The organism is Alteromonas antoniana (genome assembly GCF_019249295.1).
Classification (GTDB): Bacteria; Pseudomonadota; Gammaproteobacteria; order Enterobacterales; family Alteromonadaceae; genus Alteromonas; species Alteromonas antoniana.
In genome coordinates this window covers 1-23,374 of the sequence record NZ_JAESDH010000041.1, presented here as the reverse complement: position 1 = coordinate 23,374, position 23,374 = coordinate 1, and the positions used below count along the sequence as shown (strand labels likewise).

Annotated in this window: 19 protein-coding genes; 12 read left to right on the top strand and 7 right to left on the bottom strand. The window is 48.3% G+C overall.

What is annotated here, in order from left to right; genetic code table 11:
- Nucleotides 1-266 precede the first annotated feature (266 nt).
- Nucleotides 267-1,205: a malate dehydrogenase gene (gene mdh, locus JKP77_RS20945; protein ID WP_218313125.1), complete on the bottom strand. Its 939-nt coding sequence runs from the start codon at nucleotides 1,203-1,205 to the stop codon at nucleotides 267-269.
- A 220-nt stretch (nucleotides 1,206-1,425) separates the two neighbouring features.
- Between mdh and argR the strand changes: the two genes are divergently transcribed.
- Complete coding sequence (argR, locus tag JKP77_RS20940) at nucleotides 1,426-1,890, top strand: transcriptional regulator ArgR (RefSeq protein WP_218313124.1); 465 nt, start codon at nucleotides 1,426-1,428, stop codon at nucleotides 1,888-1,890.
- A 153-nt stretch (nucleotides 1,891-2,043) separates the two neighbouring features.
- Here argR and JKP77_RS20935 read toward each other — a convergent pair whose 3' ends face one another.
- From JKP77_RS20935 to JKP77_RS20925, 3 genes are all read right to left on the bottom strand, one after another.
- On the bottom strand, nucleotides 2,044-2,730 hold the full coding sequence (locus JKP77_RS20935; protein ID WP_218313123.1) for a type 1 glutamine amidotransferase domain-containing protein: 687 nt from the start codon (nucleotides 2,728-2,730) through the stop codon (nucleotides 2,044-2,046).
- A 214-nt stretch (nucleotides 2,731-2,944) separates the two neighbouring features.
- Complete coding sequence (locus JKP77_RS20930) at nucleotides 2,945-5,998, bottom strand: TonB-dependent receptor (protein ID WP_218313122.1); 3,054 nt, start codon at nucleotides 5,996-5,998, stop codon at nucleotides 2,945-2,947.
- A 599-nt stretch (nucleotides 5,999-6,597) separates the two neighbouring features.
- The gene (locus JKP77_RS20925; RefSeq protein WP_218313121.1) at nucleotides 6,598-9,720 is read right to left on the bottom strand and encodes a TonB-dependent receptor; all 3,123 of its coding nucleotides are present in this window, start codon (nucleotides 9,718-9,720) and stop codon (nucleotides 6,598-6,600) included.
- Nucleotides 9,721-10,136: 416 nt separating this feature from the next.
- Here JKP77_RS20925 and JKP77_RS20920 point away from each other — a divergent pair, with 416 nt between their 5' ends.
- The 5 genes from JKP77_RS20920 (at nucleotide 10,137) to JKP77_RS20900 (ending at nucleotide 14,913) form a co-directional block, all read left to right on the top strand.
- Nucleotides 10,137-11,006: a type 2 periplasmic-binding domain-containing protein gene (locus JKP77_RS20920; RefSeq protein ID WP_218313120.1), complete on the top strand. Its 870-nt coding sequence runs from the start codon at nucleotides 10,137-10,139 to the stop codon at nucleotides 11,004-11,006.
- The gene (locus JKP77_RS20915; protein ID WP_218313119.1) at nucleotides 10,999-11,961 is read left to right on the top strand and encodes a hypothetical protein; all 963 of its coding nucleotides are present in this window, start codon (nucleotides 10,999-11,001) and stop codon (nucleotides 11,959-11,961) included. Before JKP77_RS20920 ends, JKP77_RS20915 begins: the two co-directional genes overlap by 8 nt.
- A gap of 117 nt (nucleotides 11,962-12,078) precedes the next feature.
- Nucleotides 12,079-12,702 (top strand): uridine kinase, encoded by a 624-nt coding sequence (gene udk / locus JKP77_RS20910; protein WP_218313118.1) that lies wholly within the window; start codon nucleotides 12,079-12,081, stop codon nucleotides 12,700-12,702.
- A gap of 12 nt (nucleotides 12,703-12,714) precedes the next feature.
- Nucleotides 12,715-13,926: a NupC/NupG family nucleoside CNT transporter gene (locus JKP77_RS20905; protein WP_218313117.1), complete on the top strand. Its 1,212-nt coding sequence runs from the start codon at nucleotides 12,715-12,717 to the stop codon at nucleotides 13,924-13,926.
- A 147-nt stretch (nucleotides 13,927-14,073) separates the two neighbouring features.
- Nucleotides 14,074-14,913, top strand: coding sequence for an isopenicillin N synthase family dioxygenase (locus JKP77_RS20900; protein WP_218313116.1), 840 nt, complete (start codon nucleotides 14,074-14,076; stop codon nucleotides 14,911-14,913).
- A gap of 176 nt (nucleotides 14,914-15,089) precedes the next feature.
- On the opposite strand, the gene JKP77_RS20895 is transcribed toward JKP77_RS20900, so the two are convergent.
- Nucleotides 15,090-16,253 (bottom strand): tetratricopeptide repeat protein, encoded by a 1,164-nt coding sequence (locus JKP77_RS20895; protein WP_218313115.1) that lies wholly within the window; start codon nucleotides 16,251-16,253, stop codon nucleotides 15,090-15,092.
- A 374-nt stretch (nucleotides 16,254-16,627) separates the two neighbouring features.
- Between JKP77_RS20895 and JKP77_RS20890 the strand changes: the two genes are divergently transcribed.
- Nucleotides 16,628-17,137, top strand: coding sequence for a fasciclin domain-containing protein (locus tag JKP77_RS20890; RefSeq protein ID WP_218313114.1), 510 nt, complete (start codon nucleotides 16,628-16,630; stop codon nucleotides 17,135-17,137).
- A gap of 239 nt (nucleotides 17,138-17,376) precedes the next feature.
- Nucleotides 17,377-18,144, top strand: coding sequence for a ParA family protein (locus tag JKP77_RS20885; RefSeq protein ID WP_218313113.1), 768 nt, complete (start codon nucleotides 17,377-17,379; stop codon nucleotides 18,142-18,144).
- Here JKP77_RS20885 and JKP77_RS20880 read toward each other — a convergent pair.
- Nucleotides 18,141-18,773 (bottom strand): LysE family translocator, encoded by a 633-nt coding sequence (locus JKP77_RS20880; RefSeq protein ID WP_246601320.1) that lies wholly within the window; start codon nucleotides 18,771-18,773, stop codon nucleotides 18,141-18,143. The genes JKP77_RS20885 and JKP77_RS20880 overlap by 4 nt on opposite strands.
- A 415-nt stretch (nucleotides 18,774-19,188) precedes the next feature.
- Here JKP77_RS20880 and JKP77_RS20875 point away from each other — a divergent pair, with 415 nt between their 5' ends.
- The 4 genes from JKP77_RS20875 to JKP77_RS20860 all read left to right on the top strand — a co-directional run bounded on the left by JKP77_RS20875 (nucleotide 19,189) and on the right by JKP77_RS20860 (nucleotide 21,962).
- A complete protein-coding gene (locus JKP77_RS20875; RefSeq protein ID WP_218313111.1) occupies nucleotides 19,189-19,617 on the top strand; it encodes an MAPEG family protein in 429 nt (142 codons plus the stop codon).
- Nucleotides 19,607-20,491, top strand: coding sequence for an MBL fold metallo-hydrolase (locus tag JKP77_RS20870; protein ID WP_218313110.1), 885 nt, complete (start codon nucleotides 19,607-19,609; stop codon nucleotides 20,489-20,491). The genes JKP77_RS20875 and JKP77_RS20870 overlap by 11 nt, the downstream gene beginning before the upstream one ends.
- A gap of 192 nt (nucleotides 20,492-20,683) precedes the next feature.
- A complete protein-coding gene (locus tag JKP77_RS20865) occupies nucleotides 20,684-21,616 on the top strand; it encodes a GGDEF domain-containing response regulator (RefSeq protein WP_246601318.1) in 933 nt (310 codons plus the stop codon).
- Between the two features lie 7 nt (nucleotides 21,617-21,623).
- Nucleotides 21,624-21,962 (top strand): Hpt domain-containing protein, encoded by a 339-nt coding sequence (locus JKP77_RS20860; RefSeq protein WP_218313109.1) that lies wholly within the window; start codon nucleotides 21,624-21,626, stop codon nucleotides 21,960-21,962.
- A 265-nt stretch (nucleotides 21,963-22,227) separates the two neighbouring features.
- On the opposite strand, the gene JKP77_RS20855 is transcribed toward JKP77_RS20860, so the two are convergent.
- Complete coding sequence (locus JKP77_RS20855; protein WP_218313108.1) at nucleotides 22,228-22,977, bottom strand: hypothetical protein; 750 nt, start codon at nucleotides 22,975-22,977, stop codon at nucleotides 22,228-22,230.
- Nucleotides 22,978-23,374: the final 397 nt, after the last annotated feature.

The window sequence follows — 23,374 nt, the reverse complement described above, 5'->3', positions numbered from 1 at the left end:
CCTAACGCAGTGCACAATAGAAAAGGCCAGCTTCGAGAGCTGGCCTAATAACTGTCAACCTATATTAGGACGACACACTGCGTTTGCTTAACGCCAACCCATCCACCACTTTCATTAGCATTACGATGCCATCGTAATGTTAATAGTGGCTCAGATAATGAAATAAGACGCTCTGCTGATTGAATAACAGTAAGTGCTGCGCAATGGGCATAAAAAAACGCCGGCAACTGCCAGCGTTTTTGTTCTGAAAGGATAAGCTATAAGCCTTAGCCGTTTACGAAATCAACACCCAGTTTGATATCGCCACGCAGGCCTTCCAGCATAGACTCTTTTGCTTTTTGCTCGAAGTCGCTAAGCTCGCCATAAGGCAGGATTTCTTCTACGCCATTCGCGCCAAGGCGAACAGGGTGTGCGAAGAATGCCGCGTCGTCACTGTCATCAGTCTGCACGTAAGCGTACTCAACCACGTTGTCACCTTGCATAGCAGCAACCAGTGACAGACAGAAGCGTGCTGCCGCCTGACCCATAGACAATGTAGCAGAGCCACCGCCCGCTTTTGCTTCAACGACCTCAGTACCGGCATTCTGGATGCGGGTAGTCAGGCTCTCAACTTCGTCGTCAGAGAAAGATACACCTTCAACCTGAGACAGCAGAGGCAGAATAGTTGTACCTGAGTGACCGCCGATTACCGGAACGTGCGTTGCCGCCGGATCCAGATCTTTCAGTTCAGCCACAAACGTCTCAGCACGGATAACGTCAAGCGTGGTCACACCGAACAGTTTGTTCTTGTCGTAAACACCTTTTGCCTTCAGCGTTTCTGCCGCGATAGCAACGGTAGTGTTTACCGGGTTTGTGATAATACCCAGGCAAGCAGCCGGACAATGATCAGCCACACCTTCTACCAGCGTTTTCACGATGCCAGCATTGATGTTGAACAGGTCTGAACGGTCCATACCCGGCTTACGAGGCACACCCGCAGGGATCAGCACTACATCACAACCTGTCAGTGCATCACCCAGGTCGTCTTTACCGTGACCGGTGACTTTCACTGCAGTGGGGATGTGGCTCAAATCAACCGCAACACCAGGAACTACTGGCGCTACATCATAAAGCGCTAATTCTGAACCTGCTGGCAATTGTGTTTTCAACAACAAAGACAGCGCCTGACCAATACCACCGGCAGCACCCAACACGGCTACTTTCATACCAATTCTCCTATGGAATACTCACGTATAAAAAACGGAACGTCACACTAATGCAACGAGGGGGAAAACTCAATCACCTAATGGTCTTATGGGCGCCATTTGGTGAATTTTATGAGCAATATTCAAAATCATGAATGATTATGCATTTAAATTGCGGAAAGTTCACGTCTGCGGCACAATATATACTCTTTATTCACCCTCGAAATGTTTACAGGACGCCATGGCTAACCCAAAACAAGAACAACTCATCAAGGCCTTCAAAGAAATTCTGAAATCAGAAAGCTACGGTTCTCAGGGCGAGATAGTAGATGCACTTAAGTCGCAGGGTTTCGACAATATCAGCCAGTCCAAAATCTCCCGTATGCTGAGTAAATTCGGCGCTGTGCGCACCCGCAACGCGCGTGGCGATATGGTGTACTGCCTGCCACCGGAACTTGGCATGCCCACGGCAAAAAGCCCGCTTAAGCAACTGGTGCTGGATATTGTTCATAACAACGTGATGGTCATTATCAGAACCAGCCCGGGAGCCGCGCAGCTGATTGCCCGTCTGCTGGACTCACTAAGTAAGAAAGATGGCGTGCTTGGCACGATTGCCGGCGATGACACCATTTTTATCGCGCCGGCAGATGTAGGGAAAATTGAAGCATTACGCCAGCGTGTGGAAGATCTTTTTGATAACGTGTAACGAATTGCTTATCACGCCTGCATTTGCGTAAAAGGCAGCAAATAAAAAAGCGAGAGCCATGCTCTCGCTTTTTATTGAGAGTCGTCTTTATCTCCAGGTAGTTATGGCGTACACACCGACATAGCCGCCCGGACGATATCGTCTTATCCTGACTTATTTTCCTAACAGGGCGATTAATTTGTCTGCTGCAGGCTTTGATGACGCCGGATTCTGACCGGTGATCAACAGTCCGCTTTCGCACACATGGGGCTCAAAATTATCTGCCTGGGAAAACTTGCCGCCTTTCGCTACCAGCTCATCTTCCACCAGATAAGGCACCACGCTGGTAAGCTCCATTGCGTCTTCTTCCTTATTGGAAAAACCGGTAACGTCTTTGCCATCCACAAACGCTTTGCCATCCGGACCTTTCACTTCTTTTAACACGATAGGGGCGTGACAAACGGCGCCTACAGGTTTTTCTGCTTTTACCATATTCTCAATCAGCGTGATGGAATGCTGGTTGTCTGACAAATCCCACAGAGGTCCATGCCCGCCTGGGTAGAACACGGCATCAAATTCGTCAGCGATCACATCTTCCAGCGGTATGGTAGACGAGAGTGCTGAACGGGCCAGTTCGTCATCTGCAAAGCGCTTGGCATCGTCAGTCATTGCATCGTCACCAAGACTGTTGGGGTCGATAGGAACCTGACCTCCCATGGTGGATGCGAGAGTGACGGTATAGCCTGCGTCCAGGAAGGCGTAATAAGGTGCCGCAAATTCCTCCAGCCACATGCCGGTTTTATTGCCGGTATCACCCATAATATCGTGAGATGTCATCACCATTAAAATTCGTTTCGTCATACGACCTCCTGTGTAATAAAAGTGATATTGGTACACAGGCAATTGCAAAGTAGATTACTTTGAAACATTAATTTTATATGCCTCAAAGTATGTAAGTACTTACAACCTTAAAGCTCGATTGAGCGTGTGAACAACCAGAAGACATCACAGCCTGTGTAACTCAGACATAAAAAAAACCCGCCGAAGCGGGTTTTTACGTCGTTATCAGATTACCTTAGAATTTGTAATCGAAACCAATACGGACTTCCCACAGAGATGCATCACCGATGCGCGCTTCTCCGCGTGAGCCAACAACTGCAGTGTTAAATATAGCACGATCTGCTACACCCCAGTCATCATTCAGGAAGTTAGTGAAGTTATCGAATACCACAAACGCACTGGCGCTGTGTTCGTCCATGAAGCCAGGTAGTTGCTGTGTAACACGCAGGTCGACTTTGTTCCACCAAGAGCCATCTTCACCGTTACGCTCGTTCCCAACTGGAAGCACGTTATTGCTGTCCAGGTACGGGTTGAAGCCATACGCACCGTTTGAATCATCCTGTGACAAGGTATAACTAAACGGTTTGCCAGACTGGATCATCGCGAACGCGCCGAACGTAGTCGGATAACCATCTAACAACTCAATATCATAGGAGATATTCGCAGTCAGACGGTGCTCAATGTTGTAGTCAGACAGCGAAGACACCTGCTCCTGCGGGTCGAAGAACGCCCGGTACTGGTAGTTCGAGAACGCCACTGAGCTGGTCATAGGCTGAACATCTTCGGCGTGGTTGTACGCATAACCTGCAAAAAGGTTAATGCCGTTATCCCACACTTTTGTCACGCCTACCGACACTGTGTAAGACATCGAGTCTTCATCAGAGTTGGTCAGAACGAATGAAGGCAAACGGACACTATCGTAAACCGGACGACCTTCATCAGTTGTATCCACCTGCTCAAGATCGCCACGCAGCACAATTGCCTGATCCTGCGTACGTGAAATCAGTAAGTCAGCCTGAATCACATAGTCTTCATCAGTCATGTGCGTAACACCGAATGCAAACTTCAGTTCAGTTGGGATCTTGAAGTTTGGATCCAGGTAGTTGATTTCGTTGTTAGCGCCATCACCGGCAGCAACAGCGTCATACAACTCGGAAGGAATACCGTAACCAGGACCTGATGGTACACCGTCTTCTACTGCTTCCCATACGATGTCGTCATCAAACAGTGAGCGTGATCCATCGGTATAGCCGAAGTTACGGCCTCGTTGACCGAACTGCAACACGTTGTTGTTTGAGTAGTTGTTGGACAGCCATACGTTCGGGTTACCACCAGAGAACAGACCCAGACCACCGCGTAATTCGGTGCTGTCGTTCAGGTAGTAGTTAAAGCCGATACGTGGCTGCAGCAGACCTTCGCCGTCAAAATTCGCAGAGTTAGAAAAACCATAGTCCGCGGTAAACGCCGGGTTTTCAACCGGACGATCATCTGAGGTATACCAGTCGTAACGCAGGCCAACCGTTAAGGTCAGATCATCGTTGAAGTTAAACTTGTCTTCTACATAAGCCGCGTTCACTTCAAAGCCCCAGTCGGCAGCGGCGTCAGCCGGGTTGCCAGAAGGCGCGTTGTTGTAGTAAATCGCACTGGGTAAACCGGCTTCAAAGTCAGCGATGCTGCGGAAGCGGATTTCGGTTTCAGAGTGCTGTACGAATACGTTAAACACGTCAAACGCTTCGCGCTCATAACCGAATGTCAGGTCATGGCCGTTATCAAACGAGTAATAACCGCGGAAAATAAGCCCATCTACGTCGTAGTCCAGATCATTGGCCTGACGGCTGTCATCACCACCGATATAAACATCAACGCTTTCACCTGTATCAGGGTTTGTGGTGACAATTCGCATTTCACCAAATTCGATACCACCCACCTGGCCAGTCGCATTTTCCAGTGACACCTGGCGGTTATCTAACTCAAGACGTGATACACGCAGTTCGGTAGAGAACTTATCTGTCCAGTCAGAGTACAGTGAAATAACATGAGAATTCAGCTCTGCACCCAACTCATAAATGTGGTTTTGCAGTTCGAACTCATCCAGATCGCCATCTGATTCATTCATCAGGTAACCATCGTTATATGTGTAGGTATAGCTCAGACGGTGATCGTTATTGATGTTCCAGTCCAGTTTCACCAGCAGCTTTTCATCTTCTTCTGGAAGACTGGTAGGAACCTGGCCTGGATCATACTGGTACAAATCATTGGAAATACGAACGATTTCGTCCAGGTCCTGCTGGCGTAAATCAACCTCATTAATCGCACCAGAGCCAATCGTACCCCGGGAAAACAGGCTTGAGCCCTCGTACTTCTCGTAGGCAACAAAACCAAATAAGGTGTCTTCAATCAGCGGGAAGCCGATATTTACGCCATAACGCTTGTCGCTGTAGCTAGGCGCGGTAATTTTGTCGCCTTCCAGTGAATCACCCTGCAGATCATCCGAGCCATAGTCGTAGAACACGCCACCATGAATTTCGTTGGTACCCTGCTTGGTTACCGCGTTGATGTTACAGCCGGTAAAGCCTGAATAGATAACGTTGAACGGGGCAATTTCTACTGTAACCTGCTCAATCGCATCATAGGAAAATGGCATGCGAACTGTTGGATAGCCGTTGCCACCCAGACCGAATGAGTCGTTCATCTTCACACCGTCAACAGTCAGGCTGTTAAAGCGGTTTGATTTACCCACACACTGCACCGGGTTGGCATCGCCCTGGGTTTCATCAACATAAACACGTGGGTCGATACGAATAACGTCGGTGACGTTACGGTTGATAGTCGGTGCGCTTTCCAACGATGCCAGATCGAAAGACGCCGACGGCCCCATTTGACCGAATACCGAAACGCTCATTTGCGATGCCGACACTTCAATTCGTTCTATATTGGCCGTGTCTGGCTGCAACGCGTAGTTGAATGCCAGCGGTTCACCCAGCGTCAGATATACGTCTGACACTGTGGTGTCAGAAAACCTGTCTGAGTCCAGTTCAATTTCATATGGACCGCCAACACGCAGGCCGCTCAGTGAAAACTGACCGTTTGAACCTGTCGTAATGGTTTTTACAGAACCTGTAGGAACGTGAGTAACTTTAACCACGGTGCCCGCGGCAGGATTGCCTTGAGGGCCAGTGATGTTACCGCGAATAGAGGATGAGGTTTCCTGCGCCATGGCTGCTGAAGACAGACCCACAGAAAAAGCCACAGCCAACGCAACGCGACTGAGTTTGGTCGAGGTGTACATGATGTGTGTTTCCCTTAATTTACGTAACTTCTAATTATTGGCATTAAGGGACCGATACTGCGTGGTCCTTGCGCCTGACACTGGTGAAATTGTCAACAGTTAATATGACACTTTTATGACAATATGCAAATCCAAAACCTAGTTAACCAGTTGGTTAGGATTGTAAGTGTCAAATATGAATTTGTTGTGACAAATCGCGCGGCGTTATTGTTATTGTGACGGCGATCACTGCTGACGGCATTCCAGGCAATACGAACACCATATGACTATGCCAGCATACCACCAATAAGCTTGCTGACAATAGCAAATACCTGTTTCCCGAATACTGCTGATAAACCTGTAAAAACCCTGCTAATCCGGATTACCCATCGCAATTCACAGGCTGTCTTTGCTGTGGCAGACCGGGAGAGATGAAATAAGTCGTCACTTTGTGGTTAAGTGATTGTGTGAGGGGCAACAGGAAAGTCGTGACTTGAGAAAATAACTACCAGAGTAGATGCGAACGAGTCTTTCCTGGCTGAAACAGGGTGGATTGGGAGCAAAAAAAAACCAGCTACCTTTCGGTAACTGGTTTTAATTCTGTCGTTAGTAGCGCGTTATTAGAATGTGTATTTCACGCCCACTTTGATACGCCATACTGAGTCATCGATATCGAAGGTATCAGCATTGCGGGTATCAGTTCCACCAAACGCTTCCTGCATGATGTACTGACCTTGGTCGTTAAGGTCAAAATCATACAGAATTTGTTGAGGGAAGTTCATGCGGTAGCTCTTACCCCAGTCATCGTTAAGCAGGTTAGCCAGGTTATCGATGGTGAAGTAGATTTTACCTTTATGGCCTTCAACAAACCCAGGGACTTCCTGAGAAATCGCCAGGTCCATTGTGGTTAGCCAAGGCTGAGTTGCAGAGTACTTACCGATGTAACCACCGCTAGAGATACCTGCTTCTGCAGCAATCGCCATGATCTCGTCGTAGCTCAGGCCAGCGTCGAAGTCGAACGCAGGATCTGATGCACTGGTTGGCAGATATGGCAGGTACGTATCTGAATCATCGAAGTCCGGCTGATCACCGAAGTCATCATCACGGAACGAGCCCAGTGTCCATGAGAATGGACGACCTGAACGGCGCTCGAAGAACAGGTTGAAGTTAGTTGCATAACCTTCGAAGAATTCTGCTTCGTAGCCAAGGTTCAGCACTAAGCGGTGCTCAATCTCGTAGTATGCAGTGTCAACCAGCGGTACGTTACGGTTGATACCTACTTCGTACTGGTAGTTAGACTCAGCAGTAGAGCTTGTGCCCGGGTTCGCTTCTGTAATGTCCTGGTGCGTGTAAGACGCGCTGAAGCTGAAACCATTATCCCATGATTTGTTCAACGCAGTGGTAAGCAGGATATTGCGGCCACCGTCACTTGAATTAGTCAACTGGATGTCGTAGTTGCCTTCGAATTCAGTACCGTCATAAACGTTATCCCAGATGATACGACCTTCCGGAGTACGGTTGCCGTTATCAACACGAGACAGGTCTACCCAGTAAGCCGCGTCTTGCTTGTCTACGTAAGTCAGTTCGGTAGTCCACGCGAAGTCGGTGCCGATGCCTGGAATATCGAATACGTAGTCAGCCGCTAACTGATAACGCCAGTCTGAAGGCAGTTCGAAGTCAGGGGCGATTTGGTTAGTGCTACCTGCACCTTGCATCAGGGCATCTTGTGCAACCTGAGGTACGCTGGTGAAAGATACGTCTGAAGGATCGATATCTCTCAGGTAAACAGAATCTTTGGTCACACCGTCAGTTGTGTAAGCGTTAGAGATCCAAACCAGAGGCATACCGCCGTAGAAACGACCTACGCCACCACGTACTGTCAGATCTTCGTTCACGGTCCAGTTAAAGCTTACGCGAGGCATGAAGATGTCGAAACCGTCCAGGTTCTCAGTATTAGAGAAGCCATAGGTGTCAACGAAGTTTTCGTTAAGCTGTGGGCTGTCATCAACAGTCAGATACTCATAACGAAGACCTGCAGTGATCATGACATCTTCAACCAGCTCAAACGTGGCATCACCGTAGATTGAGTAAACCGTGCTGTCTACGTCGTACGCGATGTCTTGTTTGTTATTGGTGTAAGCATTTGAGTATTCAAACTCAGCAATTTCACCGGCTTCAAACGCGTCAACGTCATCAAAGCCCCAGGTACCGTTTGAATCACGACCGTACAGGTTGTAGTTCCAGGTATCTTCCATTTCCACACCGAAGCGATATTCGATGTCACCCGCCAGGTAAGTCGCGTGCAGACCAAAGTTCCATACTTCGTTCGCCAGCACGTTAGCGTGACGGTTTTCATCAGCACCGGCTACAACGCCCAGGCCACCGTCTTCACCAGGGATAGTGTCAACGTTGATTTCGCCCCAGTTAGTTGCTGTCACAGAAGCTTGTTCGAACTCTTTGTAAGAAAAGCTAAACTCTGTCTGGAAGTCAGCAGACCAGTCTGAGTACAGGTGACCGGTGTAGAACGTGTTGTCCTGAGCACTGGTCCAGGCGTTTGACGCCAGACGGATAGTACGGTTGCTGTCGTTGTAACCACGTGCAGATGTATTTTCCTGCTTGCTGTAAGTAAAATCAGCGCGGTGGTCGTTGTTGATGTTCCAGTCCAGCTTGATCAGGATTTTTTCATCTTCGTCTGGTGCTGGTGCGCCACCGATAGAATCCTGCAGGCCGTAGGTATCGTTTAATACCTGGATTACACGGTTAGCTTCTGCAAGGAAGTCCGCGTCGTAAAGGTCAGGCGTGAAGTCCAGGGCAATTTCTTCTTCCCACTTCTCGTAAGAACCAAAGAAGAAAAGCTCGTCTTTAATCAGAGGACCACCTAACGTGAAACCGTATGACTCTTCTTCGTTCTCTACGTCAAACTCGTTGCCAGACAGGCGCGTATCTTCTGCGTCGCCAGCCATAGGAACGTTTTCATAGAAAGCCGTACCGTGGAATTCATTAGTACCAGATTTGGTAACTACGTTGATGTTACCACCACCAAATTTACCTGCACGCGCAGTAAACGGTGTGTACTCAACAGAAACCTGGTTAATCGCGTCCAGAGAGATTGGAGGACGTGATGTAGGGTAGCCGTTAGACTGCAGACCGAAAGTATCGTTGATACCTACGCCGTCAACGGTCAGGGCATTATATTTAGGGTTAGTACCTGCGATACTCAGTTCAGTACCGTCCGGGCTTACTACTGCCAGTGGGTTTGAACGAACGATGTCTTTCAGGTCACGGTTAAAGGTAGGCATGTTCTGGATGTCAGATTCGCCAAATACCGAGTTAGAACCGCTGTTTGCGAAAAAGTCACGGGTACCAGTAACAGTAATACGCTCGACATCAGACACAGACTGAAGCTGCGCATTCAACTGGAACGTGTCGTTCAGATCAAGGTATACATCTTCGATAACCTGGCTCTGGAACTTATCAGACTCAACGATGATGGTGTAAGGACCGCCAACACGCAGACCACGTGCTGAAAACGCACCTTCTGCGTTTACTTCGGCTTCTTTCACTGTGCCTGAAGGTTGGTGAAGGATAGTAATAGTACTGCCAGCGGCAGGGTTACCCTGTGGACCAACAATCATTCCGCGCATCGCTGACGACTGACCTGTGTTTGCAACGGCAGTGGTAGCTACACCAACTGACAGTGCCACAGCCATCGCTACGCGACTGAACTGAGATTTCGTAATCATGTGTGTTTCCCTTTAATTAAGGCGATGTATCACAACCGCTCTTTCACTCTATATGGTGTTTGAGTCGGCTGCATGCTGCTTTCTATTTTAGGCGACAAGATTGTTCTTTAATTTTGTTTCAGCTTTATGACAGTGAGCGAAAAAGTAAACCGTTAACAGTTTGATAACGTACCGATTTCCACCAAAAAACTGACCAAGCAGTCAACAAAACTTATTTATTCTGATTATCAAAAGAACTAATTTTGTACTGCTGCGTATTCTTCGTTGATATCGCTTTAGTAAACAGCGTTTAACGTAATTCAAATTTACTTATCAAATATCATTAAAATACATGAACTTACCCTTTTAAAGTAAACTTACTGGTTGCAATAAATAAGGTTAACTGGTGAAATTGCGCCATTAAATAAGGCAAGGATTTGAGTAGTAAATTGTCATTTGTGCGCATACCCAAAATTGTACAGCATAGTTTTCTGGTAGTTTTACTGGTAGTCACCGTCGTGTCTGCTTTTTACCAGACGCGAGAAATATTGCCTGCTCTACAGCCACAAACCGGTCAAAATTACATCTGTGAGGCCCCCTTTTCTGACAACGATGACACCTTCGACGTGTATGTCACCGACAAATCTGTTGCCTTGATGGCAATAGAAAGGTTCTGCAGCGATAAAGTCGTGCGCAGGCAATTTGGAAACGTCAATGTGATATTGGGTCAGAACGACTACGATACCTTTCGCTATATCAATCACGGCGTGGTCGATCTCGCGCTGGTGAAAAGTAATGTTGTCGAGGCATTCGGCGCAGACAGTATTTATGGCTACGAAAACATTGCTTCTCATCCGGATTACAGCGCGTATTTTATCGCGTTGAAAGAAAAGCCTGAGCTGACAAAAGAGTATCTGCTGGGCAAGAAAATCGGCATCCTCGACTATCCCAGCAGCCGCTCAGGCCATATTGTACCCAAAACAGTACTGAAATCACTGAATCTCAGTGATAGTAATGTCGAGCTTAGCTATTACAACTCACATCAGGAGCTACGCCGCGCACTTCTCGCTGGTGACGTTGATATTATTTCGTCCTACTGGGGAAAAGGGGACGATGACATTCTATCCAAAAACTACACAACGTCGCTGCATAGCGGGGTAAGCGGTATGCGCTGGTATTTAAAGATGCAAACCCGGAATACCGATTTACGATGTGCCACACAACAGGTAATAAAACAGATCGCGATGACTCACCCCAGAACCTATTACCAGAGTGTAGAGCTTGAGCAGGAGTGCGGTAATGAATAGCCTGGGTAAACGAAGCAAGCGCGAAATTCTGCGCCTGGCGGGGCTTTGCGCTGCGCTGCTTGTCCTATTCCAGCTGGCCTCACTTAGTGCTCAATACGTAGCAAGCACCCTGACACATCATCAGGCCCTCGATGAGCTTGAGCTCAGGATAAGCCTGGACGCGGCTTACCTTGACGTAGGTAACACTGCGCTAAATACCCCAGTAAATACTGCTGCGGTGCAACGTTACCTCGCTCGTCTTAACTCTGCTCTTTATAACGCCGAATACCCTCTGATGGTAACGGCACTGCAATCGGTTGAATACAGCGGCGAGCTACCCGAGGCATTTACGACAAGACAAACGCTGAAGCTGACAAATTCCGAGCAGGCAATTGAGATAGATGTGGCCATGCGCTCTGCCATGTCAGAACTGAATTTCAGCCCACTGGCGATGTTGTTTAGTCTGGTGCTTATGCCACTGTATGTTCGTATTTCAGGCAGACGCCGACGCAGAGAGCTAAAAATTGCACAAGAAGAAGCGCCACCTACGCCATTGCTGATTATTGATTTAAAAGACAAAACACTGGGTAACGGTGTGAATGATGTCAAAGTCGTGCTGCAGAACAAGCCACTGTGCTTTTACACGGCGCTGGTGAAGTACTGCATGGAAAATCCTTCCGAGCCGCTTCAGCACCATAAAGACGTGCCGGTTGAGTTGCTTAATCTGGCGAACAAAGTGTTTGGCAGATTGATCGAATTGGGCCATACCAAACGTAAACGACCGGACTTTAATGCCAATCTGGATAAAACCTTAAGTGAAGTTCGCGCCGCACTGGATGAAGTCTTTGCTGATTTTACCGCAGAAAAGGAGCGCTATTATCCGCCGCGAGCACAGGGTGAAGGGTCCAGATCGAAACAACACAGCTTTGCGCTGACTACTCTCAGCCCGGAGGATGTCGAAATTATCGGTAATTAATATTTACGGCTTTTCACCACCTATATGCACCTAATAAGTAAGTAATCGCGAACTTAAGATTGATTCGCGAGGGGCAAACGCGTATCTTTGCATCAAGAAAAATAGCCTTCATGTATTATGCAATCGCCGTTAATTATTGCCATTTCCGGAGCGTCCGGCTCTGGAAAGTCGTTATTTACTGAAAATTTGTACAATGGTTTCTCTGCGCAGGGTCGACCTGTCCAGATATTGAGAGAAGACCATTATTATCGCGCGCAGGATCATCTGCCGATGGAAGCGCGCGAGCAAAACAACTACGATCATCCCAACGCGTTCGAACACGAACTGCTGAAAGCGCACCTTCAGGCGCTTCGAAACGGGGAGCCCATTGATTACCCGCATTACTGTTTTAAAACGCACACGCGTTTACCTGATACAGAAAGGTTAAACCCAGCGCCGGTAATCATCCTTGAAGGGATCATGCTACTTGCTCGCGCTGAATTGCTGCCCCTTTATGATGTAAAAATCTTCATCGACACGCCGTTAGATATCTGCCTCATGCGCCGCATGATGCGGGATATAAAAGAGCGTGGCAGAACCATTGAATCGGTGGCTCAACAATACGAACAAACCGTTAAGCCAATGTACCACCAGTTCATTGAACCCAGCCGCTTTACTGCTGACGTGGTAGTGACCCAGGGCGGAAAAAATCAAATTGCCCTGGACGTTATCAAGTCGCATATCCAGCAGGCATTAATGTAAAGGATTATCCCTATGGTAAGTTTACTGGGCATTGCGCTATTGCTCGGCATTGCTTATGCGCTTTCGTCAGCGCGTCGTTCGATTAACTGGCGAACCGTTGGTGGTGCTTTTGCCATCCAGGCAGTCATCGGTGCATTTATTTTGTACTTTGAGCCAGGCAAGCAGCTGTTGCTGAATATGACCCAGTTCGTTGCCAATATAATCGGTTACAGTCAGCAGGGTATCGACTTTGTATTCGGCCCCATCGGCGACAAGTCCTTAGGCTTTATCTTTGCCTTTAACGTACTGCCGGTCATTATCTTTTTCTCCTCCTTAATTGCGGTGCTATATCACCTTGGTGTGATGAGCTGGATCATTCGTCTGATTGGCGGCTTTTTACAGAAAGCGCTTGGCACCAGTCGTCCCGAGTCAATGTCAGCGGCGGCGAATATCTTTGTGGGCCAGACCGAAGCGCCGCTGGTTGTACGCCCGTTCATTCCACACATGACCCGTTCCGAATTATTCGCCATTATGGTTGGTGGTCTTGCTTCGATAGCCGGCTCGGTAATGGCTGGCTACGCTGGCATGGGAGTAGAACTTAAGTACCTGCTTGCGGCCAGCTTTATGGCTGCCCCGGGTGGGCTGTTAATGGCGAAAATTATCTTGCCGGAAACAGAAAGTGCCAAAGATGAGCTTAAAGACATCAACGCCGAAGATACCGGCTATGCCAATGTGTTTGACGCTGCTGCAAGTGGCGCTGCCTCGGGTCTGACGCTGGCCCTGAATGTCGGCGCAATGTTGCTGGCTTTTATTGCCCTTATTGCCATGTTAAACGGCATTGTAGGCTGGTCAGGCTCGCTGTTTGGCTTTGAAAATCTGACGTTTGAAGCCATTTTAGGCTTTCTGCTGCAGCCGCTCGCCTGGGCGATTGGCGTACCGTGGGAAGAGGCCAGAATTGCCGGTAGCGTGATTGGTCAGAAAGTGGTGGTCAATGAATTTGTTGCATACTTAGGTTTTCTTGAGAATCGCGAAGCATTGTCTGCCACTTCACAGGCTATTATCACTTTTGCATTGTGCGGTTTTGCGAACTTCTCTTCCATCGCCATTCTGATGGGCGGTATTGGTGCCATGGCACCAACACGCCGCAAAGAAATTGCGCGCTTAGGGCTGAAAGCCGTTATTGCCGCCACACTGTCTAACCTGATGAGTGCTTCACTGGCCGGTTTCTTTATTTCGCTGGGTTAAAAAAGCGACCATTAGTAGACTAATCGGTCAAGTTTTTGTAAATTACCCACCTCTTCGCGCAGTCGTTGATTTACCTCAATGCCTGCGCCTTTTCTGTTTGCGGGTCTATGATTATAATGCCGCCGTCTAACTTAACGGGAATCAGTTATGCAATTAGTTGCTGTTGACTACCAGGCCGATAACGCTCAAGAGCTCTTCGTAGAGTCACTGCGTGAGACCGGGTTTGGTGTACTTAAAAACCATCCTATTCAGCAATCGATGGTGTCAGATATTTATGCCGCGTGGCAGAAATTCTTCGATAGCGAAGAAAAGCATCAGTACCTTTACAATAAAGGCACACAGGACGGCTTTTTCCCGCAAAGTGTGTCTGAGGTTGCCAAAGGCTTCACGAAAAAAGATATCAAGGAATATTACCATTTCTATCCGTGGGGACAGTGCCCTGCCGAGCTGCGTCCACAGCTTGAAGCGTATTACAATCAGGCGACTGACCTGGCAAAAACCCTGTTAGGGTGGATAGAGGCACACTCTCCGGAAGACGTCAGCAAACACTACCGCGAGCCATTGTCGAACATGATTAAAGACAGTGATCAAACGTTGCTTCGCGTGCTGCATTATCCGCCGCTGAAAGGCGACGAAGAGCCGGATGCAATTCGTGCTGCTGCACATGAAGATATCAACCTTATTACTATTCTACCGGCCGCTAATGAGCCTGGTTTGCAGGTAAAAGCCAAAGACGGTAGCTGGCTGGATGTGCCCTGTGATTTCGGTAACCTGATCGTGAATATCGGCGACATGCTGCAGGAAGCGTCAGGACACTACTTCCCGTCGACCACGCACAGGGTGATGAACCCTGAAAATGCAGACATGACCAAGTCGCGTATTTCATTGCCGCTATTCCTGCACCCCCGCCCGGATGTGCAGTTGTCTGACCGTCATACTGCGGGCAGCTACCTTCAGGAGCGCCTGAAAGAACTGGGTGTGATCTAAGCGCCTGTTTTCTGATAGTAAAAAGCCGTGCGACTGCACGGCTTTTTTGTTGCTTAGCGTGTTAACCAGTCGTCATATCGTAAAGCTCTGCGAGATACGACTCACAGAGGCCCGACGCGAAGTCGTTACAATTATCCCGCCACGCTTGATCCTTTCATGTGCACTAATCCTGAGCGCTAATTTACCCGGCTGTGCAGCGTCGACAGCTTACTTAAATAGCGATTTTCGTCCTGCGCATTCGGTGCATAACGTGCTGCTTTTTCAATATACGCCTCTGCGCGGGAGATATCGCCAAGCTCAAAATAGGTTTTCGCCAGGCCAAACCAGATCTCATGGCGGCTGTCATCCAGGCGCATTGCTCTGCGATAATGAACGAGGGCCTCATCGAATTCCTTATCAGCCAGCGCCTCTTCGCCCAGCATATAGTGATAAAACGGGTTGTTGTCACGACGACGCTCGACTTTTGCTGCGATAGCGTTTGCCTCTTCTGTCCGGCCCTGGAAACGGTAGAGGATCGCCAGATTCTCCCACGCAGTCAGGTTATCTTCCTCCAGCTCAAGCGCACGCTTGTAAGCCACTTCAGCGGCATCGTAAGCATCAATTTTTCGGTACAAAATGCCAAGGTTTCCCCATGACTGAGACAACTGCGGAGACAATAAGGCCGCTTTTCTGAAGTAGGCATACGCCTTGGAGTAACTGTTCGCGATAAGCGCATCGGCGCCTTTGTTGTTATAGAACATCGAGAGCACGACATCCTTACTGACTTTATAGCGGGGAAAATACTCTCTGACAGCCTGAGGATCGAAGTCAACATCAACAAAGTCTTCTTTGATGCGGGTGATGTTCATTTCTTTTGGGGTGGTGATACGAAGATTCAGGTGCCCATTCAGTAAGCTGTACCCTGCCCTGCGGGTCCAGTACTCAGGAATATCAACCTCATAAAACTGCGCATCAAAACCCGCATGTTCCGCCATCGCGAATGTCATAATGGATAAAGAAAGGCAATTTGCCGTTTGCATGTGGAAGGTTTCTGATGCAGTAGAATTTGCGCTACCGCGGTACTGTAGCCCAAGCGCAGAATAGTCAAAGATATCATCCACCAGACTGCGAATATTGCTTTCGTAGTTGTCATGGGGCGACTGCGTAGACTTTACAAATGCAGCAGCATCTTCATCCAGTGCAAAAATGGCTTCCTCCGACTCGGGCTCGAAGAGAGTATAACTCGGAAACAGATCGTCTCTGAGGATCGGATAAGGCTGTTTCACCACCGATTCTGTGCTGGCGCACCCTTGCAATATCGCAACTATACCCAGGCTAGTTAATAGATTTCTCGCTCCCATACACCACCTCCGGTTACCGCATTATCCGGCGCCTGTTGGCGGTTATATCCTGCTAACGAATGACTCCACTCCTGGGAAAGCGCACCATCAGTGTAAAAGCGCCTGAATGTAATACCGTTTAAGTATAGAACATCTGCACGCACTCTCTTCCCGTTTATGGGCGAAAGTGGGTATCTGGTCGCAAATTCTCATCGTTTCAGGCAGTCAGCGTTGTATCACGCTCTGGGTGCTGATTCATATTCGGTGACAAAACGGGCCGGTAAGGTTACGTAAGTTTAATCAACTGGTTTGCCAAAGCTGGCGTATCCATCGGCAGCATTGTTACTGAAGTTTCCACTAACGTGCCACTTTTCTATCATTCAGGAGAATACCAGATGAAACTATTTTCGTTTTTTACCAAAGCACTGATTATTGCCAGCTTAAGCTTTACCGCCATGGCAGGCCACCATAAAGAAAAAGAAGACATTGTCACCATTGCTGCCGGCAATGATGATTTTTCTACATTAGTCACCGCAATCAAAGCTGCGGGCATCACAGACATTCTTAAAGATGCCGGCCCGTTCACGGTATTTGCGCCCACTAACGCGGCTTTTGACGCACTCCCAGCCGGTACGCTGGATAAGCTTCTTAAGCCAGAAAACAAAGACGCGCTGGTACAGGTTCTTACCTATCACGTAGTTGAAGGGAAAGTGACTGCAGAACAGGTGGCAGGTTTAAGCGAAGCAACGTCTGTTGAAGGCACAACAATCGATATTACAACTGACATGGGCAAAGTAAAGGTGGAAAATGCCACTGTCGTTAAAACTGACATCATGGCTTCAAATGGCGTGATCCACGTCATCGATACCGTCATTATTCCTGATACGCTTGCTGCCAGCTTATAATCAGTAGCAAACCCATGCTGTACAGCCGGGATTCTTCCCGGCTTTTTTATTTTATCCGCAGGGTTCCCTGCAAATGTACTTTACATGCCCCCTTCCCCCTGTGTAAATTTTAAGCATGACGCTACAGATGGTCATTCTGGTGTCAGTACCGATCACTACCGTTTACCAACATGTACCCTATGCTCTAAGGCGGTTTTTCGATATCTGCACACTTCATTTCTCACACAGGGATCGCGACTATGATTCGAGTGGTTTTCAACCAGAAAGGGGGCGTGGGGAAGTCGACCATTAGCACTAATCTGGCCGCACAAAGTGCAGTGGCGGGACAACGCACGCTGCTTGTTGACCTGGATGCGCAAGGTAACAGCACACACTACGCTGGCGTTAACGTTAGCGAAGACTCACTTACTGTATCTGACTTATTTAAACAGGTAGCTGGATGGTTTAGTTCGCCAAGGCCACCTGCGGATTTTGTTCAGGCTACGCCCTTTGATAACCTTTTTGTTCTGCCCTCACACCCGGGACTGGCGGATATCGAGCGGGAGCTCGAGTCACGATACAAAATGTTTAAGCTCAAAGAGGCACTTCACACATTACAAAGTGAATTTGATCAGATCGTTATCGACACCCCGCCTAACTTTAATTTTTACTCCAAAGCGGCATTAATCGCAGCGGATCGATTTATTATTCCTTTCGACTGCGATGACTTTTCAGTACAGGCCATAGGCAGGCTGCTTGATAACGTAATGGAGCTAAAGGAAGACCATAACCGTGACCTTATTTTAGAAGGGATAGTAATCAATCAGTTTAATTCGCAGGCGCGATTACCGGCCTCGCTGGTCACACAGTTAAAAGCGCAGGAGCTGCCCGTGCTTGAGCCCTATCTCAGCTCAAGTGTCAAAGTGAAAGAGTCTCACAGCGCGCAGACACCACTTCCTTACTATGCTCCCAGTCATAAGGTTGCCAAGCAGATTGCCGCATTATTTTCAGGCTTGCATCAACCTTAAAACAGTGCAAATAACGCGGTTTCTTCTAATAAGATAAATGCACCGAGTCCAAACAGAATAAGCCCGGCGAGTTGTTCCTGTCGCACTGCCCAGGCGGGTGAGCGGGCAAGCCAGCGCCCCAATTGAGAAGACAACGTCACCACAAACAAATCACTACCAAGCGCAATGACTGCGTATACCCCGCCAAGCAACAACAGTTGCATGGAAATGTTGCCGCTCTCAGCGCGGGTAAACTGAGGTAAAAACGCAATAAAAAATAACCCGGTTTTGGGGTTAGTTAACTCAACAATCAGGCTTTGTCTCAGCACTTTACCGGTACTGGTTGTCACCGGCTTTTGTAAATGGGGCACGCTTGCGCGCAACCAGGTTTTTACCCCCAGATACAGTAGATAAAGCGCCCCCGCTACCTTTAACCCGGTAAACAACGTCGGTGAGTACACGATAACCGCCGACAACCCCAATGCCGTACCCACGGCATAGCTAAGACTTCCCAGCGCCATCCCTGCCGCCGCAGCGACGCCGGCTCTGGCACCATTTCCCATGGTGCAGGCCATAATGTACAAATTAGAAGGCCCGGGAGACAGGCTTAATACTAAAGCCGCGATTGCAAAAGCAATCAGCACATCCATTCCTATCAAAGAAAGTTCCTTGCGAAAGCGTTAACCAAATCAACACCTTGTTGATGTAGCGAGAAAGGTTTGTTTATCGCGATATCCTGATGTAGCCATAACGATAGCACGCTGGCTCTCAGGCTGTATTTACTACATCAGCGTGCTCTGCACACCACCGTTTACTGTGTTACCACCCAATCGGCGACATTTTCATGCGCACAGGCAACTTTTCAGCCGTTGAGCTGATCCTCTGGCTATAGGTCAGCGGTAGTAATCATTACAAATTAACTGACTCGTTTCACGTACAGTCTTTCTGCGCTGAAAAGTGTTTACTTCAAAGCCAGTTGCGACGGCCTTCACGCTGAGTTCCACGTCTCAAGGACTTGGACTGCGCGTTGTATTTTTAGCATCTGAGCACAAGGATATCGCTACTATGTTTTTGTCTTACAGTTTTACGCTTTGGGGGCTTTGGCTCATTCTGCTAACCGTGGTTGTTCAGAGCATTGTGGCTGCTGTCGCCCACCGCAAACAATCACAATACATACCGGGTAAGGTAGATGAAAACCTGAGTCACGACTCGTTTGTTTTCAGAAGCCACCGGACATTCCATAATTCACTGGAGAATCTGGCCATCTTTGTAATGCCGGTACTGATTGCCATTTTTGCAGGTGCCGATCCTCAGACGCTGACATGGATTGTCTGGATCTATGCCATCGCGAGAATCATACACATGGCATTGTATTACGCCATAGCCACCGAGAAAAACCCAAGTCCGCGTAGCTACTTTTACATGATTGGACTAGTGGCGACACTGGCAGCGTACGTCGTAGTTGCCTGGGAGTTACTCTCGCGTGGCGCTTAGGCTCGGTCAGATAACGCTGATACTGGCGCTACTGCTGTCATCATTTGCTGGCCGTGCACAAGATGAATCAGATTACCGTCTTACTAATGTAACAGACGATGTATTTCGCTTCACTGCCGGAAATTACCACGCACTGGTTATCAAGACGGACGACGGTATCGTTCTTATTGATCCGCTTAACACCCGCGCTGCCAGCTGGATAAAAAAGACGGTTGCCGAACGCTTTAATAAACCAATCACGCATCTGATTTACAGCCATAGTCATCCTGATCATGCTTATGGCGGAGAGGTATTTGACGATGGCAACACCGTTTTAGTAAGTCACCAGGATGCCCGCGCCAACCTGAAACGCGTTCGCGCTGATACCGCCCTGCCCTCGCTGGTATTTAACGACACGCTGACACTTTTTGCCGGCGGAAAAGACATCACCCTTACTTATTATGGCCCCACTAACGGTTACGGCAACGTTGCTGTGCATGTGCAGCCCGATGATGTGATGTTTGTTGTTGACTGGGTGGTAGTCGGCCGCCTGCCTTATAAGGATTTGATGGGGTATGATCTTGAAGGCACGCTCCGCGCTACCGAAAAATTACTTAAGCAACCTTTCACTCACTTTGTCGGTGGTCACGCCGATATGGGTAATAAAGATGACGTCAACGCTTATTATAAGTACATTCAGACGCTGCATAACAGTGTGCTGGAGGGGATCCTCGCAGGAAAATCTTTGAAAGACATTCAGCGAAGTCAGCCAATGGCTGAGTTTTCATCGCTCAAAATGTATGACGAGTGGGTAGAACTCAATATTAAAGGCGCATACGAACAACTGGTTTCCCGTTCTTACCTGAAAATGAGGGAGTCAGCATCAGGTCAGTAAACAGGGAAGATGCGGTTTCATTTTCTGATTCCTGCCAGCCTGATAATACGGCTGGTTTGAAGGAAGGTATAGATAATTATATCCGATAAAAGCCTCCAACAATCAAAGCCATATACTTTTTCGTTGAATTAGGTAAGCTGTAAGTTATCGCGGTGCTGCGTTTTGGCGCACTCTCAACTAAGAGGTGATGTTTTGCAATCTACACGCACACGATCAGTGGAAGATTGTCATATTTTAATTGTAGACGACCAGGCAAGCAGTCGGCTTATCCTCGAGTCATTGCTGGAAGACATGGTTACCTGCACCTTGGTGTCAACTGCACACGATGCCATTGAGTGGAGTCGAACGAACAACCCAGATCTCATCCTGATGGATGTGGTGATGCCTGATATGGATGGCCATGACGCCTGCAAAATGCTAAACGACATGGCGGAAACTACGCATATTCCGGTCGTATTTGTCACAGGTTCCGCGAATGACGACGAACAGGAAAAATGCTGGGAAGCAGGCGGTGTTGATTTTGTTGAAAAGCCCGTTAATCCGACGACGTTACGGAATCGGGTAAAATCACATTTAAACCACAAACTGAAAACGGATTTGCTGGAAAAGCTCATCTACCTTGACCGTCTTACCGGCGCCTTCAACCGACATTTTCTGGAAGACAACATCCCTTCTATGATACGGGACGCGGTAAGAAACGAGCGGGACCTGTCCTTTGTCCTTTTCGATATCGATTACTTCAAACAATATAATGACCTGTACGGCCATCTGAAGGGCGATACTTGCCTGTGGAAAATCTGCAAAGAAACCATGCAAGCGCTACTACGTCCCCGCGATGTACTGATTAGAATTGGCGGAGAAGAGTTTCTGGTGATCCTTCCTGAAACTGACGAGAAAGGCGCATCTTCCGTGGCGCACAGGCTTGTTGCTACCATTGAGTCTCTTAAAATAGAGCATAAACGCTCTCCCAACAACGTAGTTACCGTCAGTGCCGGGGTCTCCAGTTATCATAAATCTGATGACGGAATTTCTGAAAAAGCTATTTTGCGTGCTGATAAGGCATTGTACGAAGCGAAGGCTCGGGGACGCAACATAGCCGTGCTCTTCAACCCGGCGATGGAGTAAAGGGGCTATGGGCGACACACTGCAGCTGTGGAACAAAGAAAATGCGCTGAAGCGAATGATGGGTAAACAGGCGTTGCTGGATAAGATAATCGACTTATTTCTGGCGCAGTTTCCCTCGGTCTGGATTTCTGCGAAATCTGATGTCGCTAGTTGCAACTGGCCTGCGGTGAAATCACAGGCCCATACCTTAAAAGGCTCTGCCGCCGAACTCGGACTGGAGCGCCTGGCGCAGGCTTTGTCCACCCTGGAACGTGCAGCTAGTACAGAGGATAAAGCGCTCGCCACACAAGCCCGGGATGAAGTTGACGCAATCTTTGAAAAAACCCTGCCTCTGCTGTCCCGCTAACCTTCCTTTCGCACAATAGCACCGTTTACTTTCCGCCACCCCTGCCTTCTCAAAGCTGGCTACCCAGTCTGCTTAACAACGTACGCTGTACTTTTCCGACAATCACATTTTCAGTGAGTATAAATCTGTTTTTACCTTAACTGGTGCGAAACGGCAGGTTTAACTGAAAGCATATGCATCCAATACACATCGTGTCTGTTGTTATTGTGACAGCAACGGCGTCGATGCTGTCACAATAAGTTATCGCGTCGTTTGAGGCTAAGGGCTAACCCGCCGCGTGTCCTGATGCAAGATCGATATCTTTCACTTCGCTGCGGGAAGCAGGCTCAATATTAAAGACAATGAAGAGCAGGAAGGTCGAGTAAAGCGCACCAAACGCGACGATCAATCCGGTCAGGTTCCATTGCATCATCAGCCCCAGTGGCACGATATGGGCAATCGGAATAAAAGCCATCAGGGTTTTCGGTTGCAACATCAGTGATACCCAGATTTTTTCTCCCTGAGCACGGCTAAATCCAAGCCCGTGGCAAAAGTGAGCTAATACGAAAGGCATGATCTGGGCAAGGCAAATTAGCGCCGTTGCTACCACAGCCACAAACAGCTCTCCTGCCGCTTGTGCGCTGCCAGCTGCCATAGCCGCAACATGCGGATTCGTTTGCTGTGCACTCACGCTTACCATCGAAATCAGAAAGTCAGCCACCACAAATCCCAACCAACTCAAACATAAAATCAATACAACGGCGGGAAGATATACAGCTTGCTGAAAGCGAAGTTCCTGCGCCAGCCCACGTAAAGAACCGGAGCGAAAATGCAGGCTGGTGACGCACACAATGAGTGAGATAAGGATTGCATAGCTTGCCAGCTTCAACGGAAACCAGGCAAACGGGATCGACTCGGTAAGCAGACACAGGAAAAAGAACCCCGCTGCCAGCAGCGGTTGACGAAATAGAAAACTGAACATGTCCTTATAGGCTTTGAGATAGTCCTGCTTCTCAAGATTTGTATTAACTTGCATAATTACAACCTTCACTCAGGAAGTCGCTAACTATACGGATTGGCGAACAAAAGTTAAGCAAGCTCATCGCACAAACGGTATGTTTAACCATACTTGCGTATTTGACTCTACTGACCATGTTGAGACCGGTATTGCCCGCTAACTGAACATACACAAAGCCACACGACATTTCACGATAAGCCGATGAGTTTGGACCGTTGAGAAGGATGGTGCCCAGGGGTGGGTGAAGCAAGCGCTTTGTGCGAAGCCCAGCTTCGCGCGCAGCTGAACGACAAAAATCTGTGATTTTTGGCTGGAATAGTCCGCCGTCTTAAAACATCTGGCTCTTCATCATTAACGGGGGACATCAGCATTCATTAAACTGATTTTGCGAAGATCATTTAATGGAGATAAGCCG

What these genes read in the sequence shown, in the direction of transcription:
- JKP77_RS20875 (WP_218313111.1), top strand. Translation starts at nt 19,189, where the DNA reads ATGTTTTTGTCTTACAGTTTTACGCTTTGGGGGCTTTGGCTCATTCTG.
- JKP77_RS20895 (WP_218313115.1), bottom strand. Translation starts at nt 16,253, where the DNA reads ATGGGAGCGAGAAATCTATTAACTAGCCTGGGTATAGTTGCGATATTG.
- JKP77_RS20915 (WP_218313119.1), top strand. Translation starts at nt 10,999, where the DNA reads ATGAATAGCCTGGGTAAACGAAGCAAGCGCGAAATTCTGCGCCTGGCG.
- JKP77_RS20905 (WP_218313117.1), top strand. Translation starts at nt 12,715, where the DNA reads ATGGTAAGTTTACTGGGCATTGCGCTATTGCTCGGCATTGCTTATGCG.
- argR (WP_218313124.1), top strand. Translation starts at nt 1,426, where the DNA reads ATGGCTAACCCAAAACAAGAACAACTCATCAAGGCCTTCAAAGAAATT.
- JKP77_RS20900 (WP_218313116.1), top strand. Translation starts at nt 14,074, where the DNA reads ATGCAATTAGTTGCTGTTGACTACCAGGCCGATAACGCTCAAGAGCTC.
- mdh (WP_218313125.1), bottom strand. Translation starts at nt 1,205, where the DNA reads ATGAAAGTAGCCGTGTTGGGTGCTGCCGGTGGTATTGGTCAGGCGCTG.
- JKP77_RS20855 (WP_218313108.1), bottom strand. Translation starts at nt 22,977, where the DNA reads ATGCAAGTTAATACAAATCTTGAGAAGCAGGACTATCTCAAAGCCTAT.
- JKP77_RS20880 (WP_246601320.1), bottom strand. Translation starts at nt 18,773, where the DNA reads ATGGATGTGCTGATTGCTTTTGCAATCGCGGCTTTAGTATTAAGCCTG.
- JKP77_RS20925 (WP_218313121.1), bottom strand. Translation starts at nt 9,720, where the DNA reads ATGATTACGAAATCTCAGTTCAGTCGCGTAGCGATGGCTGTGGCACTG.
- JKP77_RS20860 (WP_218313109.1), top strand. Translation starts at nt 21,624, where the DNA reads ATGGGCGACACACTGCAGCTGTGGAACAAAGAAAATGCGCTGAAGCGA.
- udk (WP_218313118.1), top strand. Translation starts at nt 12,079, where the DNA reads ATGCAATCGCCGTTAATTATTGCCATTTCCGGAGCGTCCGGCTCTGGA.
- JKP77_RS20890 (WP_218313114.1), top strand. Translation starts at nt 16,628, where the DNA reads ATGAAACTATTTTCGTTTTTTACCAAAGCACTGATTATTGCCAGCTTA.
- JKP77_RS20935 (WP_218313123.1), bottom strand. Translation starts at nt 2,730, where the DNA reads ATGACGAAACGAATTTTAATGGTGATGACATCTCACGATATTATGGGT.
- JKP77_RS20930 (WP_218313122.1), bottom strand. Translation starts at nt 5,998, where the DNA reads ATGTACACCTCGACCAAACTCAGTCGCGTTGCGTTGGCTGTGGCTTTT.
- JKP77_RS20885 (WP_218313113.1), top strand. Translation starts at nt 17,377, where the DNA reads ATGATTCGAGTGGTTTTCAACCAGAAAGGGGGCGTGGGGAAGTCGACC.